The sequence below is a fragment of the Bacillus sp. NPDC057893 genome (assembly GCF_042796455.1).
GTDB lineage: Bacteria > Bacillota > Bacilli > Bacillales > Bacillaceae_G > Bacillus_A.
In genome coordinates, this window is the sequence record NZ_JBHVNG010000001.1 from 868,767 (window position 1) to 886,374 (window position 17,608).

Sequence of the window (17,608 nt, forward strand, 5' to 3'; positions counted from 1 at the left end):
GAAAAGTATATTACATTTAAGTGAATGTGATATACAATAGTGTTGTTAGAAAAGGAAGAGGTATGCTATACTATTTTTGTGAAACAAATTGCACAGAAAACTTATCATTTGTTAAAAAATAAGGTATGATGGATAAAAATAAAGTGAAGCTTTCTAAGTATAATATAATGTGGAAAGTGAAGAACTTCACGCTCTTTAGAGTGTGTATGTATTTTATCTCTAGAGTGGTAGGAAAGTAGAGGGGGAAAATCATGACAAAGCTGCAACGTATTCAAAAAGTATTGGTAGCTAACCGTGGAGAGATTGCAATTCGTGTATTTCGAGCATGTTCAGAACTTGGATTAAACACAGTTGCAATCTATTCGAAAGAGGATAGTGGTTCTTATCATCGCTATAAAGCAGATGAGTCCTATTTAGTTGGGGAAGGGAAAAAGCCAATTGATGCCTATCTAGATATTGAAGGCATTATTGAGATTGCGAAAAGTAATCATGTAGATGCAATCCACCCTGGATATGGTTTCTTGTCAGAAAATATTCAATTTGCAAAACGTTGTGAAGAAGAAGGGATTATCTTTATCGGTCCAAAAAGTAAGCATCTAGATATGTTTGGAGATAAAGTTAAAGCAAGAACACAAGCGCAGTTAGCACAAATTCCAGTTATTCCTGGTAGTGATGGTCCAATAAATTCAATAGAAGAAGTCGCAGAATTTGCTGAAAAGTATGATTACCCGATTATTATTAAAGCATCGCTTGGTGGTGGTGGTCGTGGTATGCGTATTGTACGTACTAGTGAAGAATTAAGAGAATCGTATAATCGCGCGAAATCAGAAGCAAAGGCAGCCTTTGGTAATGATGAAGTGTACGTTGAAAAATTCGTTGAAAAACCTAAACATATAGAAGTACAAATTTTAGCAGATGAAGAAGGTAATGTTGTACATTTGTATGAGCGTGATTGCTCTGTACAACGACGCCATCAAAAGGTAGTTGAAATTGCGCCGAGCGTGTCGCTTTCAGATGATTTGCGCCAGCGTATTTGTGAAGCTGCAGTAAAGTTAACGAAAAATGTAAATTATTTAAATGCTGGAACTGTTGAATTTCTTGTGAAAGATGATGAATTTTACTTTATTGAAGTAAATCCACGTGTTCAAGTAGAACATACAATTACAGAAATGATTACAGGAATCGATATTGTTCAATCACAAATATTAATTGCAGATGGACATGCTTTACATAGCAAGATGGTAAGTGTGCCGAAACAAGAAGAGATTATTGTACATGGTTATGCAATTCAGTCTCGTGTAACGACAGAAGATCCACTTAATAACTTTATGCCTGATACGGGGAAGATTATGGCGTATCGATCAGGCGGTGGTTTTGGTGTGCGTCTTGACACAGGTAATAGTTTCCAAGGTGCAGTTATTACACCGTACTACGACTCTTTACTTGTAAAAGTTACAACTTGGGCTCTTACTTTTGAGCAAGCTGCTGCAAAAATGGAACGTAACTTAAAAGAATTCCGTATTCGTGGCATTAAAACAAATATTCCATTCTTAGAGAATGTAGTAAAACATAAAAACTTCTTATCAGGAGAATATGATACGTCGTTTATTGATGTGTCACCTGAACTATTCTTGTTCCCGAAACGTAAAGACCGTGGAACGAAAATGTTAAATTATATTGGTTCAGTAACAGTAAATGGCTTCCCAGGAGTAGGGAAAAAAGAAAAGCCAATTTTCCCTGATGCTCGTATACCAAGCGTAAAACACTCAGAGCCAATCCAAAATGGAACGAAACAAATTTTGGATGAGCGTGGAGCGGATGGACTAGTAAAGTGGGTTCAAGATCAAAAACGTGTACTTTTAACTGATACAACATTCCGTGATGCGCATCAGTCTTTACTTGCAACTCGTATTCGAACTAAAGATTTACATCAAATTGCAGAGCCGACAGCGAGAATGTTACCAAATCTATTCTCAGCAGAAATGTGGGGCGGTGCAACATTTGATGTTGCGTATCGTTTCTTAAAAGAAGATCCATGGGAACGATTACTAGATCTTCGTGAACAAATGCCGAATGTTTTATTCCAAATGTTACTTCGCTCTTCAAACGCAGTTGGATACAAAAACTATCCAGATAATTTAATTCAAAAATTTGTAGAATGTTCTGCTCAAGCCGGAATTGATGTATTCCGTATTTTTGATAGCTTAAACTGGGTAGAAGGCATGAGAGTTGCAATTGATGCTGTACGAGATACTGGTAAAATTGCAGAAGCGACAATGTGTTACACGGGAGACATTCATGATCCATTACGCAGTAAATATGATTTGAATTATTATAAAAACTTAGCAAAAGAGTTGGAAGCATCAGGAGCTCACATTTTAGGAATTAAAGATATGGCAGGTTTATTAAAGCCAAACGCAGCATATGATTTAGTTTCAGCATTAAAAGAAACGGTGTCGATACCAATTCACCTGCATACACACGATACAAGCGGAAATGGTATTTTAACGTATACAAAGGCGATTGAAGCAGGTGTTGATATTGTCGATGTAGCGGTGAGTTCTATGGCTGGTCAAACGTCACAGCCAAGTGCGAACACGCTATACTATGCATTAGGTGGAAACGAAAGACAACCAGATGTTAATATAGATTCATTAGAAAAACTATCTTATTATTGGGAAGATGTACGCAAATATTATGCACCATTTGAAAGTGGTATGAACGCACCTCACACAGAGGTATATATGCACGAAATGCCAGGCGGACAGTATAGTAATCTTCAACAACAAGCGAAGGCGGTTGGTTTAGGAGATCGCTTTGATGAAGTTAAAGTGATGTACCGTCGTGTTAATGACATGTTTGGGGATATTGTAAAAGTAACACCGTCATCTAAAGTTGTGGGTGATATGGCATTATTTATGGTTCAAAATCATCTGACAGAACAAGATATTTTAGAACGTGGACATGCTATGGACTTCCCAGGATCTGTTGTTGAAATGTTCTCTGGAGATTTAGGACAACCATATGGTGGTTTCCCGAAAGAATTACAAAAAATTATTTTAAAAGGGAAAGAGCCATTAACAGTAAGACCGGGTGAATTATTAGAACCAGTAGATTTTGATGCTTTAAAAGAAGAGTTATTCCATAAACTTGGACGCGAAGTAACGATTTTTGATGTAGTCGCATATGCATTGTATCCAAAAGTATTTATGGACTACGAAAAAGTTGCTGGGCTTTATGGAAATGTATCTGTACTTGATACACCGACATTCTTCTACGGTATGAGACTTGGTGAAGAAATTGATGTGGAAATCGAGCAAGGTAAAACATTGATGGTTAAACTAGTATCAATTGGAGAGCCTCAGCCAGATGGGAATCGTATTCTTTACTTGGAATTTAACGGTCAACCACGTGAAATCGTAGTAAAAGATGAAAGCGTGAAAGCAACTGTTGCACAGCGTGTGAAGGGGAATCGTGAAAATCCAAATCATATTAGCGCAACGATGCCAGGAACAGTTATTAAAGTAGTTGTAAAAGAAGGCGATGAAGTGAAAAAAGGTGATTCCATGGCAATTACAGAAGCGATGAAAATGGAAACGACGGTTCAGGCGCCATTCAGTGGTAAAGTGAAAAAAGTATATGTAAATGATGGGGATGCAATTCAAACGGGTGACTTACTCATTGAATTAGATCATTAAAATAAAGAAAAAGAGCTGTGCGAAAGCAGCTCTTTTTTGTGTGTAAATAATACCTTGCCGAATTGGCAAGGTATTAAAATTTTACTTTATTTTGTTTGTTTAGAAGTTGATTCAGTTTCTTTTGCATTGACGGTACTTCTTGTACCTATCATAACTAAATAGCATAGTACAGCAAACAGGCAAGAAATGAAGAGTGAATGTAATAATGCCATTGCTAAACTAGCATTTGTCAATACGACTAAAATTCCTACTATAGCTTGAAGTGTAACAAGGATAAAGGAAATAATCCATCCCCAGTATACTACACGCTGCTGCTTGTAATGACGAATAGCTATAAACATTGCGTATAGTATCCAAACGAATATTAACATAGCTGCAACTCTATGCCCCATTTGGACCCACTCATGTAGTTGAGTTGGCATAGGTCTATTTTTACTGCATAAAGGGAAGTCTGGACAGGCTAAGGTAGCTCGTTCGTGACGTACTAAAGCTCCTGTGTAGACAACGATATAACTGTAAATTGTTACACCATAAATATGAAATTTCATTTTTTTGTCCATAATAAGTGAACGTGCATCAAATTTCTGATCAATTTCAAAAATAAGACACGTTAACAAGATGACAGAAGCAAATGAAATTAAGGAAATACCGAAATGAATAGCTAATACAGCAGGCATTTGACCCCAAACAACCGCCGCCGCCCCCATTAATGCTTGTGCAACTAAAAATACGAAGGATAAAATTGCTAACGTCTTTGTTTCGCGCACATGTTTATAATATTTCCAGGACAAGATACAAAGAAGAGTAACAAGGATTCCTGCTGATCCAGATGTTAAGCGGTGACTTAGCTCAATAATAGTTTCCATTGATAAATTAGATGGAACAAATTCACCGTTACAAAGAGGCCATGATTTGCCGCATCCTTGGCCTGAACCCGTTTTTGTAACTAAAGCGCCTCCTAGTAAAACTACTAATAAATCGAGACTTGTAATGACTGCTAACCATTTAATAAAGCGTTGCAATCTCTTTCACCATCTTTCTGCTATGAAGTTATTGCGAAATATTTTCATTCCATTATGTATAGAATAAAACGTGCTACAGTCCTATGATATATAAAAAATAATAAAATAGCAAAGAAATGGAGGGCGAGGACAACGCACGTAGCATAAAGAAAAAAATGGGATTTTAAATACATATTTTAGGAGTAATTTAGGCTGTTTTGAAAAGAAATGGGGAGAATACATGCTAAATATGACAAAATAGTTTATTATAGAAGATAACATCATGTTATGATAAGGATAAATTAGAATAAAGTTTTTTAATGTTCGACACAAAAAGTTCATGTTTTCTTCACAAAATGTTCGGGAAATGTGATTTAATATATTGGAGTATGGGCGTAGATTAGTAGTAGAATGTGTTAACAATATTTCTACTGTAATAATATTGCTATATAGAAGCGAAATATTTCACATGAAATATGTGCTTAGAAAGATGATAGGTTTAAGAGGGGGTTAAAGTGATGAACCATGCAACAAGTGAGCTGCATGATGAGTCAGCTGTTTCAATTGTACCGGAAACAACTCGGTTACAAGATTTATCAGCGCTCGTTAAAATGGGGATTGTAAACTCAAATACACTTACTGTATTTACAGGATTTTGGTTGGCTTTACATTTTAATGGATTGAGTGTTATGGACAATCTAGATAAGCTATTTTTCACAATCGTTGGTTCTGCATTAATTATGGCTGGGGTATGTTGTTTAAATAACTACATTGACCGAGATATCGATCCATTAATGGAAAGAACAAAAAACCGTCCAACGGTAACAGGTAAATATAAACCTGGCTTTGCACTTGCATTTGGACTTGTAATTTTACTTCTTGGCTTTGCATTTTTATTACTTACTACACCGATGGCAGTGTTAATCTCATTTATTGGTGCCTTCACATATGTTGTTTTATATACGTTATGGACGAAGAGAAAATATACGTTGAATACTGTTGTAGGTAGTATATCAGGAGCAGTTCCACCTTTAATTGGATGGGCGGCAATTGATCCGTCTTTAAATCATCCAATTGCTTGGATGTTATTTTTAATTATGTTTATTTGGCAAATCCCACATTTCCTCGCATTAGCGATGAAGCGTGTTGATGAATATCGAAATGCAGGAATCCCAATGCTTCCTGTTGTACAGGGATTTGATATTACGAAACGTCAGATTATGATTTGGACAGTATGTTTATTACCACTACCATTTTATATGAGTGGGCTTGGAATAACATTCATGGTAATTGCAACATTGCTTAACATCGGATGGATCGCATTAGGGTTTTATGGCTTCCGTAAGCAAGATGACATCAAATGGTCCGTAAAAATGTTTGTTTATTCCCTGAATTACTTAACAATCTTATTTGTGTCAATGATTGTAGTTACATTCTTCTAAGACAACGACATGATTGGATTTCTTTACGTTGAGATTTACTTTACTTAACTATAAAGTACAATCTAATTCACAAAGAAAGTGGGGGTTGTTTGTATGAAGAAACAGTGGCGACTGCTTTCGTTCGTTTCACTGCTGGCTTTACTGTTAGGGGGATGCGGTAAAGCTTTTCAGTCTACTTTAATTCCGCAAGGGGAAGTAGCAAAAATGCAATATGATTTGCTCTTACTAGCGAGTGCAATCATGGTAGGAGTAGTACTTGTAGTTACTATTATTTTCTTATATGTAATTGTGCGTTTCCGACAAAAAAAGGGTGAGGAAGATTATATTCCAGAGCAAGTTGAAGGAAATCACAAACTAGAAATTATATGGACAGTTATTCCGATTATTCTTTTGTTAATCTTGGCTGTTCCGACTGTTACATATACATTCAAGCTTGCTGATGTAAGTGCGATGGAGAAAAAGAATATTGATAAAGATACTATCGTTGTTGATGTAACAGCGAATCTTTATTGGTGGGAATTTTCTTATAAATCAGAAAAAATAGTAACTTCTCAAGATTTAGTTATCCCCACAGGTAAGAAAGTGTATTTGAATTTGAAGGGTGCCGATATTAAACACTCGTTTTGGGTTCCATCTTTAGCTGGGAAAATGGATACAAATACAGATAATGTAAACAAAATGTGGTTAAAGGCAGATAAATCGGGCACTTATAATGGTTTTTGTACAGAATTTTGTGGCCCATCACATTCTTTAATGCAGTTCAAAGTGAAAGCTCTGGATGAAAGCGAGTACAAAAAGTGGCTTGCTGACATGAAGAAAATTGATGGAAAAAAAGAAGTAGCTTCTACAAAGGCGCAAGAGGGTCAAGAAATATTTAATAAAAGCTGTATTGGTTGTCATGCAGTTGGATCAAATGATAGTAGACCACCTTCTGCTCGTATCGCACCGAACTTAGCAAACTTTGCAGATCGCGATATGGTTGCTGGTATTGCCGAAAATAATGAAGAGAACTTAAAAAAATGGCTCAAAGATCCTGAAAATATGAAACCAGGTAATAAAATGACTGGTAAATATGGCAACTTAACGGATGATCAAATTAATGCATTAAATGCATATTTACAAACGTTAAAGATTGAAAAGTAAAGAGGGATCATTTGCGAAGGGGAGGTTGAAAACGTGAGTTCTGTAGCAAAAAAACAGGGGATGGGTGCTGTCATATGGGATTATTTGACGACAGTAGACCATAAAAAGATTGCCATTCTCTATTTAATTGCAGGTGGATTGTTTTTTGTAATAGGTGGAATAGAAGCACTATTTATTCGCCTGCAGTTAGCGATTCCTAACAATGCTTTTCTTGTTGGGGATGCCTATAATCAAGTATTAACGATGCACGGTACAACAATGATTTTCCTCGCAGCTATGCCACTCGTGTTTGCATTTATGAACGCCGCTGTACCACTTCAAATTGGAGCACGTGATGTGGCGTTCCCGTTTTTGAATTCGCTCGGATTTTGGTTGTTTTTCTTTGGTGGATTATTTTTAAATTTAAGTTGGTTTTTAGGAGGAGCGCCTGATGCAGGGTGGACATCGTATGCATCTTTAGCTTTAGCCTCTAAAGGACATGGTGTTGATTTTTATGTACTCGGCTTGCAAATATCAGGTATTGGTACATTAATTGGAGGTATTAACTTCCTTGTTACAATTATTAATATGCGTGCGCCAGGGATGACGTACATGCGCATGCCGATGTTTACATGGACAACATTTGTAACATCTTCACTTATTTTATTTGCATTTCCACCATTAACTGTAGGATTAGGACTTTTAATGTTAGATCGTTTATTTGGCACAAGTTTCTTTAATCCGGCACTAGGTGGGAACACGATTATATGGGAGCATTTATTCTGGATCTTCGGTCATCCGGAAGTATACATTCTTATACTCCCAGCTTTCGGAATATTCTCAGAAATCTTCGCCACATTTTCGAAAAAACGATTATTCGGTTATTCCTCGATGGTGTTCGCGACAGTATTAATAGGATTTTTAGGATTTATGGTATGGGCGCATCATATGTTCACTGTTGGTCTTGGGCCTGTTGCAAATGCTATCTTCTCAGTTGCAACAATGGCGATTGCAGTTCCGACGGGTATTAAAATATTTAACTGGCTCTTTACCATGTGGGGTGGAAGTATTAGGTTTACAACACCAATGATGTGGGCGGTAGCTTTTATTCCATCCTTTGTTATGGGTGGAGTTACAGGTGTTATGCTTGCTTCTGCACCAGCCGATTATCAGTTTCATGATAATTATTTTGTAGTAGCACACTTTCATTATGTAATTGTTGGCGGTGTTGTATTTGGTTTACTTGCAGGTGCGCATTATTATTGGCCACTTATGTTTAATAAAGTATTAAATGAAACGTTAGGAAAAATAACATTTTGGTTATTCTTTATCGGTTTCCATTTAACGTTCTTTATTCAGCATTTCCTGGGTCTAATCGGTATGCCGCGTCGTTACTACACATATCTAGAGGGGCAAGGATTGGAAATGGGGAATATGATTAGTTCTATTGGAGCAGTGTTTATGGCTCTTGGAACGATTGTTCTTTTATTCAATGTAATAAAAACAACGGTATCAAAAGAGAAGGCTGGTCGTGATCCGTGGGATGCGCGTACGTTAGAGTGGACAATGCCAGCACCTACACCGGAATATAATTTCAAACAGTTACCATTTGTTCGCGGATTAGATCCGTTTTGGATTGAAAAACGTGAGGGTAATAAAGAGATGACAGCAGCGGAACCGGTCGGTGATATTCATATGCCAAATTCTTCATTTTCACCATTTATTATTTCTCTAGGTTTATTTATAGCTGCTTTTGGTGCGATGTATATGCAGGGTGGCAAAGATAAATTTTGGTTATTAGTAGCAATTATCGGTTTAATCATTACATTTGGTACAATGTTCCTTCGTTCAGTAATTGATGATCATGGATATCATATTCATAAGGAAGATTTAGATGATAAGGGGGGCAAGGCGTAATGCATGTAGATGAGAAATTAACGAATGAAACATTTCCAGCAGAGCCTGAAAAAGCAACCCTTGAGGGAAAAAATAAGTTTGTTGGTTTTTGGTTATTTCTTGGAGGCGAAACAGTGTTGTTCGCTTCCTTATTTGGCACATATTTAGCATTAAAGAACTCTACAAATGGTGGACCAACATCTCAAGAGATGTTTCAAATGCCGCTCGTTTTCATTATGACGATGCTTTTGTTAACAAGTAGTTTAACGAGTGTATACGCAATGTATCATATGAAAAATTTCAACTTTAAGAAAATGCAACTTTGGTTACTTGTAACAGTGTTGCTTGGCTTAGGATTTTTGGGGTTTGAAATATATGAGTTTTATCATTATACGCATGAATTTAAGCATACTATGAGAAGTAGTGCATTTGGTTCTGCATTTTATGCTCTTGTTGGTACACACGGGCTCCACGTGTTGTTTGGATTATGTTGGATTTTAACATTAATCTTTAGAAACGCGAAGAGAGGTTTAAATTTATATAACGCACCAAAGTTTTATGTTGCATCAATTTATTGGCACTTTATTGACGTAGTTTGGGTGTTTATTTTCACTGTAGTATATTTGATGGGAATGGTGGGATAAACAATGGCGGTTAAGCAAACGAATAATCCTAAGGTGGATCTTGTTTATCGGAAGAGAAAAAGTGCAGAGGAAATGAAGCACCAAGTTATTACATTTTCACTAATGATTTTTTTAACATTAGTTGCATTTGCAGCGGTGGCATATCCGAAAACATTTAGCCCGATTTTTTCGGTTCCATTTATATTATTGTTAGCAGTCGTTCAAGTTATATTTCAGTTATATTATTTCATGCATATGAGTCATAAAGGGCATGAAGCGGCGAGTTTCTTCTTATACTCTGGATTGTTAATTGGTTTATTAACAATATTAGCCTTTATGACAATTGTGTGGATTTAAACAGTGATAGTAGGGGGCTCTGATTTATCATAGCCCTCTTTGTATATGAAATATAAGGATTTTGAAAAGGTAGGTGTGGAAATGGAAAACTTATGGGTATTTGGTTTTCAAGCTTTATGGAGTCCGATTTTTTTATTATTTATGATCTCGATTCTTATTAGTTATTTTTTAGTTATTGGACCATATAGAACGCGATTTGAAAATGCGACGAAGGTAAGTAAGAAGCAAATTTTTTATTTTACGACCGGGATTGTTCTTTTGTATTTTGTAAAGGGAGGACCTATTGATTTAATTGGTCATATTATATTTAGTGCACATATGCTTGAGATGGCAGTAATGTATATTGCGGTGCCTCCGTTATTACTGCTTGGTATACCCGTATGGTTATATCAATATATTACTTCTTTTAAGTTCGTTCAAATTGTGCTAAAGGTTTTTGGAAAGCCGCTTATTGCGTTGTTGGTATTTAACGGTCTGTTTTCCTTTTATCATTTGCCAGTTGTTTTTGATACAGTAAAACAAAGTCAAATAGCGCATCCTATTTGCCTTGCTATATTGTTTTTTGCAGCAATGATGATGTGGTGGCCGATGTTAAATCCGCTACCAGAATATCAAACTTTAAGTGATATTAAGAAGCTTGGTTATATGTTTGCTAATGGTATTTTATTAACGCCAGCTTGTGCGTTAATAATTTTTGCGACTGCACCATTATTTGCAACATATACAGATCCGGCCGCTTGGATGAAGGCAATGGAGCTCTGTGTACCGGCGGGGACTTTATCAGATTTAAATATAACTGGACCAGAATTTTTACATTGGATGCCGGTAGTAGAAGACCAACAAACAGGCGGTATCATTATGAAAATTGTCCAGGAAATAGTGTACGGTACGATTATCGGTTATGTGTTCTTTAAATGGGCACGTAGAGAGCGTGAAAAGGATAAAGAGCAGTTGCAACAATTGCCTCCGTATTTACAGACTAAGTAAAAAAAGTGTATGGGATTCCATACACTTTTTTCTTCTTTGGTTTTAGCTAATTATAAAAGATTGAATTTTCAAACTTTTTATGTTAAGTTAGTGTAGGCATGTACTAAAGTGGATATAAAACTTACTACTAGCTTTAATACGTAATAATTCCATATGTAGTGCAAGTTTTTTAGAGAATTACAAATTTATCCCGCATTAACGGGCAGTAAGATTCCCACCTCGAAATTTGGCGACTGCGAGGGAGTTAGGCGGGAGATCAACTGCCCGTAAAAGCCCGATTGGTGTAGGCTAATAATCAGTGGGGGATGGACAAAGCCCCCACTGATTAAAGTTTCACTTTATATTGTTATCTTTAATAAACATGAACTATTTTAAGGGGGAATTTAAATGGGTAGTAGTGGAAGCATGGTAAAGCCGATTAGTGGTTTTTTAACAGCGTTAATTCAATATCCAGTACCGGTAGTAGAGTCGCGTGCAGACATTGATAAACAAATTAAACAGATCATAAAAACAATTCATTCAACGAAATCAGGTTATCCTGGATTAGAATTGATAGTATTTCCCGAATATAGTACACAGGGGCTCAATACAAAAAAATGGACTACAGAAGAGTTTTTATGTACAGTTCCTGGACCAGAAACAGACTTATTTGCTGAGGCATGTAAAGAATCTGAAGTATATGGTGTTTTTTCTATAATGGAAAGAAATCCTGATGGTGGAGAACCGTATAATACAGCAATTATTATTGATCCACAGGGTGAAATGATTTTGAAGTATCGTAAGTTAAATCCTTGGGTGCCAGTCGAGCCTTGGAAAGCTGGAGATTTAGGCTTACCTGTTTGTGATGGACCTGGAGGAAGTAAATTAGCTGTTTGTATTTGTCATGATGGCATGTTCCCTGAAGTAGCCCGTGAAGCGGCCTATAAAGGTGCAAATGTCTTGATTCGTATTTCCGGATATAGCACACAAGTTAGTGAACAATGGATGTTAACTAATCGTTCAAATGCATGGCAAAATTTAATGTATACATTGTCAGTGAACTTAGCGGGTTATGATGGTGTATTTTATTACTTTGGTGAAGGACAAGTATGTAATTTTGATGGGACTACTTTAGTGCAGGGACACCGAAACCCTTGGGAGATTGTTACTGCCGAAGTATATCCAGAGCTAGCAGATCAGGCTAGATTAGGATGGGGTCTCGAAAATAATATATATAATTTAGGTTCAAGGGGATATGTAGCGACTCCTGGTGGGGTGAAAGAAAACCCGTATACGTTTGTAAAAGATTTAGCTGAAGGTAAATATAAGGTTCCTTGGGAAGATGAGATTAAAGTAAAAGATGGATCCATTTATGGGTATCCAGTCAAAAAGACGATTCATTCTTAGGTAAGAGAAATAGAACAAGCGCATCGATATGATGCGCTTGTTCTATTTACTCAATAATTTGAAATTCTTTCAACTCTTTTTCAATATTTTGTAGGAGTTGTTCGCTTTTTTGAAGTACATTCGTCGGGAAAATCTCATCATCTCCATATTCAACGCCATGAGGATAATAATGTTTTCCTAATAAGGGTGGCAATAGTTTTACTTGAGCGTGTCTGCCGCCGATGTCACCTTCAACAGCAAATCCTTGTACACGTAAATAATAAATATCCTTTAATATTTCAAATTTATAATCATATGTAACGCGTTCGTAATCCCATTGTCCAGCAAGTACAAAATGATTGTTTTCCATAATCTCAGTTAAAAGAGTTAAATCAACGACTGCATCATTAAAGTTTGTATTTGTAAATTGCATAGAATACCTCCTTATTTTAATGTTAGTGCATTATTTTTATAATAGTATGAATAATAAGAAAGTGCAATTCATATTGCGAGAAAAGGGATATTCCAGACTTTTTTCGTGAAAATATGATATAGTGAAAAGAGTACGGTACACACAAAAAAGGAAAGAAAAGGATTTGTGTATATCTCGATTTTATGCTTTGTTCAGGAGGTATATCGTTTGAAGAAATTATTGCGTATCGTAATGATTACATTTTTAATTTTAGCTGTTGATTTATACGGGAAGTTACTCGTATCACAATATATATTAACCCCATCTCACTCTAAGCAAGAAAATAAAAATGTGAAAAAGAAGAAGCAAGTAAATGAAGAATCCACAGATACTGTTTTAAGTATGATTGGTGGGGACTCTGAGAATTTATTAGCGAAGTGGGGCGAACCGTCTCGAATAGAGCCGTCTGCTTATGGATATGAATGGTGGGTGTATAACCAAGATTTAGCTCAGTATGTTCAATTTGGAGTTGCTGAACGTAAAGTTGTAACGGCGTATGTTGCTGGTGAGCAAGTTAAGGTGGCTCCCTATTATATAAATGAAAAGTATGAAGAGGTATATAAAAAGAATCCACTTTCACATGAGATTTCATTAAAAAGAGGAAAGAATAGTTATCAATTTGAGTTATCTGATACGGAAGTAATGGAACAACCGCTAGTACCTGTAGAAGATGGATGGGCACAATTATATTTTGATCACTTTACACATGAGCTTGTTGGTCTTCGTTATATGGATGATGAAACGTTATTACGACAAAGACCATATCAACTCGTTTATTCAGGTGAATTAATAGCGGAACAGCCGCTGACGCCAGAAAAAATGAAACAAGTAGAAAATGGAAATATGCAACAAATTCTCGATTTAACAAATGTTATTCGAAGTCGTCATCAATTACCGTTGTTAACATGGGACCAACAAACTGCAGATGTTGCATTAGGCCATAGTAAAGATATGAAGGATAATAATTATTTTTCACACGATTCACCTACTTTTGGTACGTTAGGAGATCGTTTGCAACGTGGGCAAGTGGCTTTTCAACTTGCTGGTGAGAATATAGCGGCGCAACATAGTGATGGAATTGCGGCGGTACAAGGTTGGTTAAATAGTGAGGGTCACAGAAAGAATGTATTAAATGAACAATTTACTGGATTAGGTGTTGGGGTATATGATAAATTTTATACTCAAAACTTTATCCGAAAATAAAATGAAACTTTAATCAGTGGGGGGGCATCCTTCACTGATTATTAGCCTTCATCAATCGGGCTTGTAAGGCTCCCGCCTATTCGTAGAAGTTTAAGGTGGAAGTCTTACTGTCCACAAATAGGGAGATAAAAAGGTGCATGAATCGTCTAAAAATAGGCGAACCATGTGCCTTTTTTTTCTTACAATATAGTAGATATACATGAAGAGGTGAGGATTATGCCAACAACAAAAGGGCCGTTACATCCATCGGTTCAACAGTTTAAAGAGTTTGTAAACCATCACCCTAAAATGGTTCATGAGGTTAGAAGTGGTCAAAAAACTTGGCAGCAATTTTATGAAGAATGGTACTTACTAGGTGAAGAAGATCAAATATGGACAGCATATAGACCTGATGGAGCACCTGCTTTTTCTTCGGTAAAAGAAAATAAAGAAGAAAAAGAAAGTCGAACAGAAGAGGAAAAAACAGCTGATGTGATGGGGCAAATGCTTTCTTTCTTTAAAAAGTTAGACGTAGAACAAATGCAACATCATTTAGCAAATGTAACGAGTGCGATTGGTAGCGTGCAACAAGTTATCCAACAATTTCAAGGGAACCGTGCGCAGCCAGAACAAAGTACTTCTGAAAATAATCCTTTTTTCTTTCAAAAGGATTAGGGGGAAAGAGGATGAGAGCGGAAATTATGGAGTTTATAAAAGCTGATGAGGATTTAGCTCGCTATATTCGGGAACAGCCATACTGGTACCGGAAATTGACGCGTAACCCAGAAGAAAAAGAAGCTTTTGAGTTAGCTGCCATGCAGCATTTCAAAAAAACGATACCAGATAAAGTGGAAAAATTTCAAAATCAATTGGCGGTTGCTTCAATTATGATTGATATGTTCCAGTATATGAAGCAGCAAAATACGACGTAATTGGAAGGGAAAACTATGTCCGTTATGCAAAACTTTTGTTACAATAGAATCGCATTATTTAAAAAAGGAGTTGCAGCATGACGGAAATTTGTTTAGTACGACATGGACAAACTGATTGGAACTTTCAAGAGATTATTCAAGGGCGCGAAGATATTCCACTTAACGAGGTTGGGAAGAAGCAAGCGAGTCAAAGTGCAGCTGCCTTGCAAGCGGAATCGTGGGATATAATTATAAGTAGTCCGTTAATTAGAGCGCAAGAAACAGCTAAGGAAATTGCTGGGGCTATTGGATTACCATCTATTTTATTAGATGAGCGATTTATGGAACGTAATTTTGGGGAAGCTTCTGGGAAACCAGTTGCGACCGTTAGAGAGTTAATTGCAGAAGGTAATGTAGAAGGAATGGAGCAGGATGAAGAAATTGTAGAGCGCTGTTTTACGGCTTTACAAGAGGTTGCAGTAGCACATGGAGATAAACGTATTATCATTGTTGCGCATTCACATGCAATAAAAGCTATTTTACACGCAATTGCACCAGATGAAATTACATTTAAAACGCCGTTAAAAAACGCATGTATTAGCTACGTGAAAGAGAATAGCGGGAAATGGGATGTTCTTAAATATAATATTGCGGAGCATATTAGTGTATAAGAGTTCAAGGGGATTGTATGAAAAGTAGTTAGAATCATATCTTTCTTTTAGGTGAGACACTTCAATTAGTAGTTCTGTTCCAAATGTGTTATGATGAATACTCGGAGGTGTCTCTCATGATTGTAGCGACGCTGGAAAGCGTATTGATTTTAGATAAGGCAGAGCAGCTTGCAAAAGCGATTATCTGTTCAGATATAGCAGAAGATTATCGTAAGTATTATAAGGATTTACAAGAAGATATAGAAGTCCAGACGCTAATTCAGCAATTTACAGCGATGAAAGAGCGATACGAAGAAGTGCAACGTTTTGGTAAATATCATCCTGATTATACTTTCGTTTCGACGAAAATGAGGGAATTAAAGCGTTCTGTAGATATGCATGATAAGGTTGCAGCCTTTAAAAGAGCAGAAACTGCTTTACAAAAGTTATTAGATGAAGTTAGTGTAGCAATTGGTTCTGAGGTGTCTCCTTCCGTTAAAGTTCCAACAGGAAATCCGTTTTTTGATGCGGGTGGCTGTGGCGGTGGTTGTGGTACCGGAGGCGGTTGTGGTTGTAAAAAAACGGGGTAATTTACCCTGTTTTTTAGAATATAGAAGAAAACGTATACAGAGTTTGTCCTTTAATGTCATAAATTTTGATTGGTTTTCATAAAATATAAGAATATAAGTTTTTAAAAGGAGAAGATGGAGAAGATTATGTTCGGGCAACGACAAAGTATGATTGTTTATTTACATTCATTGAAACATGCCAAGATTTTAAGGAAATATGGTAACATTCATTACATATCAAAACGTTTGAAATATGCCGTTGTATATTGTGATATGGAACAAATTGAGCATATGATGCAAAAATTGAATAAACTTCCTTTTGTGAAAAAAGTAGAACAGTCGTATCGCCCATTTTTAAAAACAGAATTCGAAAATTCGCGTCCTGATCGGGCAAAAGAATACGATTATAGCTAAGTGAAAAAATCCCTGCTAAATTTAGCAGGGATTTTTTTATTTGAAATAACGTGTTATTTCATTGGAGGAATGAAATTGTTCATTCGTAAAATACCAATTAGATGATTAAAAAATAGTTCTTTTTCAGGGAAAGTTGTTGATGGTTTTACAGTAAAGGGAGTAACTTTTTTCCCTATTTGTTCCGCCATTTCTTCAAATAAAACGACACGTTTACTTTTTTTATTTTCAAGTAAAGGAATGCCTTCACGACATATGTATAATGGTTGGAAATCACCAGTAGTTGTCGGTTTTAGTATTACAACAAGTGAACACATTTTTTTTTCGTTTTTTACAGTTTCGAATTGTAACATATGTGTTACACGTTCTTGGTTTGTTTTGGCAATTTCAAGTAATTCATATAAGTCAGAGTAGCCTTCTCCGAGTTCTATAAAGCGTTGAATCATATTTTTTCCTCCTCTTTCTTTTACTGTACCACCTCACTTTTTAAATGAAAAGTAGACAAATAAAAAAACCCTGCAAAGCAGGGCCCTTCTAATACTAGTATGTACTAGTAAGAAGGAAAAGGGAGAGGAGAAACCGGAGGAAGAACTTATGGGGAAACGTAAGTCTTCTCCGCGGTTGGCAACAACATCGAAGATGATGTTGTTATATTTATTTATGTCCAATCTAAATGAAGATATACATAATGAAATTAAAATTTATGTTAGGCTTTTTATTTTTATTTTTCTTTTTTTTATTTTATGATAGGATAAAAAAGGTAAAGTGGAACTGATGTACATAAAGGGTTTTTGTTCGCAAATAGTGAGATGAATATGCAAGAAATAGCGAACGGTTATTTTAACTAACGTTCTCTATAGGTTAAGTAACGAATTAGTGAAGAATTGTATGGTTTGGTAGCGGTTACTGACTTGAGATGGAT

Annotated in this window: 17 protein-coding genes; 14 read left to right on the forward strand and 3 right to left on the reverse strand. The window is 36.2% G+C overall.

Annotation, left to right across the window (positions count from 1 at the left end; translation table 11 throughout):
• Nucleotides 1–251: 251 nt before the first annotated feature.
• On the forward strand, nt 252–3,698 hold the full coding sequence (gene pyc, locus ACFVQC_RS04865) for a pyruvate carboxylase (RefSeq protein WP_377897536.1): 3,447 nt from the start codon (nt 252–254) through the stop codon (nt 3,696–3,698).
• Nucleotides 3,699–3,784: 86 nt separating this feature from the next.
• Here the strand turns inward: pyc and ctaA are convergent, their stop codons facing one another.
• A complete protein-coding gene (ctaA, locus tag ACFVQC_RS04870; protein ID WP_002146013.1) occupies nt 3,785–4,720 on the reverse strand; it encodes a heme A synthase in 936 nt (311 codons plus the stop codon).
• A gap of 497 nt (nt 4,721–5,217) precedes the next feature.
• On the opposite strand from ctaA, the gene ctaB reads away from it, so the two are divergent.
• From ctaB to ACFVQC_RS04905, 7 genes are all read left to right on the forward strand, one after another.
• Nucleotides 5,218–6,141 carry a protoheme IX farnesyltransferase gene (gene ctaB, locus ACFVQC_RS04875; RefSeq protein ID WP_070144659.1) on the forward strand — a complete coding sequence of 308 codons (924 nt, stop codon included), beginning with the start codon at nt 5,218–5,220 and terminating at the stop codon, nt 6,139–6,141.
• A 93-nt stretch (nt 6,142–6,234) separates the two neighbouring features.
• Nucleotides 6,235–7,284, forward strand: coding sequence for a cytochrome c oxidase subunit II (gene coxB / locus ACFVQC_RS04880; protein ID WP_002088304.1), 1,050 nt, complete (start codon nt 6,235–6,237; stop codon nt 7,282–7,284).
• Between the two features lie 60 nt (nt 7,285–7,344).
• Nucleotides 7,345–9,180 carry a cytochrome c oxidase subunit I gene (gene ctaD / locus ACFVQC_RS04885; protein WP_171903074.1) on the forward strand — a complete coding sequence of 612 codons (1,836 nt, stop codon included), beginning with the start codon at nt 7,345–7,347 and terminating at the stop codon, nt 9,178–9,180.
• Complete coding sequence (gene ctaE, locus ACFVQC_RS04890) at nt 9,180–9,803, forward strand: cytochrome c oxidase subunit III (protein ID WP_000557861.1); 624 nt, start codon at nt 9,180–9,182, stop codon at nt 9,801–9,803. The genes ctaD and ctaE overlap by 1 nt, the downstream gene beginning before the upstream one ends.
• A gap of 3 nt (nt 9,804–9,806) precedes the next feature.
• Nucleotides 9,807–10,139 (forward strand): cytochrome c oxidase subunit IVB, encoded by a 333-nt coding sequence (gene ctaF / locus ACFVQC_RS04895; RefSeq protein ID WP_002121961.1) that lies wholly within the window; start codon nt 9,807–9,809, stop codon nt 10,137–10,139.
• An 81-nt stretch (nt 10,140–10,220) separates the two neighbouring features.
• Nucleotides 10,221–11,126: a cytochrome c oxidase assembly factor CtaG gene (gene ctaG / locus ACFVQC_RS04900; protein WP_002146015.1), complete on the forward strand. Its 906-nt coding sequence runs from the start codon at nt 10,221–10,223 to the stop codon at nt 11,124–11,126.
• 387 nt (nt 11,127–11,513) lie between these two features.
• Entirely contained in the window at nt 11,514–12,512 is a 999-nt protein-coding gene (locus tag ACFVQC_RS04905) for a formamidase (RefSeq protein ID WP_000535796.1), read from the forward strand.
• 46 nt (nt 12,513–12,558) lie between these two features.
• Here ACFVQC_RS04905 and ACFVQC_RS04910 read toward each other — a convergent pair whose 3' ends face one another.
• Complete coding sequence (locus ACFVQC_RS04910; RefSeq protein WP_002066906.1) at nt 12,559–12,924, reverse strand: YugN family protein; 366 nt, start codon at nt 12,922–12,924, stop codon at nt 12,559–12,561.
• A 207-nt stretch (nt 12,925–13,131) separates the two neighbouring features.
• Here ACFVQC_RS04910 and ACFVQC_RS04915 point away from each other — a divergent pair, with 207 nt between their 5' ends.
• The 6 genes from ACFVQC_RS04915 to ACFVQC_RS04940 all read left to right on the forward strand — a co-directional run bounded on the left by ACFVQC_RS04915 (nt 13,132) and on the right by ACFVQC_RS04940 (nt 16,689).
• Nucleotides 13,132–14,166, forward strand: a complete 1,035-nt coding sequence (locus ACFVQC_RS04915; protein ID WP_377897537.1) for a CAP domain-containing protein — start codon at nt 13,132–13,134, stop codon at nt 14,164–14,166.
• A 216-nt stretch (nt 14,167–14,382) separates the two neighbouring features.
• A complete protein-coding gene (gene ylbD, locus ACFVQC_RS04920; RefSeq protein WP_002111470.1) occupies nt 14,383–14,820 on the forward strand; it encodes a YlbD family protein in 438 nt (145 codons plus the stop codon).
• An 11-nt stretch (nt 14,821–14,831) separates the two neighbouring features.
• Nucleotides 14,832–15,077 carry a YlbE-like family protein gene (locus ACFVQC_RS04925; RefSeq protein WP_002121947.1) on the forward strand — a complete coding sequence of 82 codons (246 nt, stop codon included), beginning with the start codon at nt 14,832–14,834 and terminating at the stop codon, nt 15,075–15,077.
• Between the two features lie 77 nt (nt 15,078–15,154).
• Nucleotides 15,155–15,727, forward strand: coding sequence for a histidine phosphatase family protein (locus tag ACFVQC_RS04930; protein WP_377897539.1), 573 nt, complete (start codon nt 15,155–15,157; stop codon nt 15,725–15,727).
• Nucleotides 15,728–15,843: 116 nt separating this feature from the next.
• On the forward strand, nt 15,844–16,296 hold the full coding sequence (locus tag ACFVQC_RS04935; RefSeq protein ID WP_070144653.1) for a YlbF/YmcA family competence regulator: 453 nt from the start codon (nt 15,844–15,846) through the stop codon (nt 16,294–16,296).
• Between the two features lie 126 nt (nt 16,297–16,422).
• Nucleotides 16,423–16,689 (forward strand): YlbG family protein, encoded by a 267-nt coding sequence (locus tag ACFVQC_RS04940; protein WP_002088292.1) that lies wholly within the window; start codon nt 16,423–16,425, stop codon nt 16,687–16,689.
• 53 nt (nt 16,690–16,742) lie between these two features.
• Here ACFVQC_RS04940 and ACFVQC_RS04945 read toward each other — a convergent pair whose 3' ends face one another.
• On the reverse strand, nt 16,743–17,132 hold the full coding sequence (locus ACFVQC_RS04945; RefSeq protein ID WP_002111466.1) for a DUF7147 family protein: 390 nt from the start codon (nt 17,130–17,132) through the stop codon (nt 16,743–16,745).
• Between the last annotated feature and the right edge of the window lie 476 nt (nt 17,133–17,608).

Bases quoted from the DNA above. Each gene is read 5' to 3' on its own strand.
- pyc (WP_377897536.1), top strand. From the start codon at position 252: ATGACAAAGCTGCAACGTATTCAAAAAGTATTGGTAGCTAACCGTGGA.
- ctaB (WP_070144659.1), top strand. From the start codon at position 5,218: ATGAACCATGCAACAAGTGAGCTGCATGATGAGTCAGCTGTTTCAATT.
- coxB (WP_002088304.1), top strand. From the start codon at position 6,235: ATGAAGAAACAGTGGCGACTGCTTTCGTTCGTTTCACTGCTGGCTTTA.
- ctaD (WP_171903074.1), top strand. From the start codon at position 7,345: ATGGGTGCTGTCATATGGGATTATTTGACGACAGTAGACCATAAAAAG.
- ctaE (WP_000557861.1), top strand. From the start codon at position 9,180: ATGCATGTAGATGAGAAATTAACGAATGAAACATTTCCAGCAGAGCCT.
- ctaF (WP_002121961.1), top strand. From the start codon at position 9,807: ATGGCGGTTAAGCAAACGAATAATCCTAAGGTGGATCTTGTTTATCGG.
- ctaG (WP_002146015.1), top strand. From the start codon at position 10,221: ATGGAAAACTTATGGGTATTTGGTTTTCAAGCTTTATGGAGTCCGATT.
- ACFVQC_RS04905 (WP_000535796.1), top strand. From the start codon at position 11,514: ATGGGTAGTAGTGGAAGCATGGTAAAGCCGATTAGTGGTTTTTTAACA.
- ACFVQC_RS04910 (WP_002066906.1), bottom strand. From the start codon at position 12,924: ATGCAATTTACAAATACAAACTTTAATGATGCAGTCGTTGATTTAACT.
- ylbD (WP_002111470.1), top strand. From the start codon at position 14,383: ATGCCAACAACAAAAGGGCCGTTACATCCATCGGTTCAACAGTTTAAA.
- ACFVQC_RS04925 (WP_002121947.1), top strand. From the start codon at position 14,832: ATGAGAGCGGAAATTATGGAGTTTATAAAAGCTGATGAGGATTTAGCT.
- ACFVQC_RS04930 (WP_377897539.1), top strand. From the start codon at position 15,155: ATGACGGAAATTTGTTTAGTACGACATGGACAAACTGATTGGAACTTT.
- ACFVQC_RS04935 (WP_070144653.1), top strand. From the start codon at position 15,844: ATGATTGTAGCGACGCTGGAAAGCGTATTGATTTTAGATAAGGCAGAG.
- ACFVQC_RS04940 (WP_002088292.1), top strand. From the start codon at position 16,423: ATGTTCGGGCAACGACAAAGTATGATTGTTTATTTACATTCATTGAAA.
- ACFVQC_RS04945 (WP_002111466.1), bottom strand. From the start codon at position 17,132: ATGATTCAACGCTTTATAGAACTCGGAGAAGGCTACTCTGACTTATAT.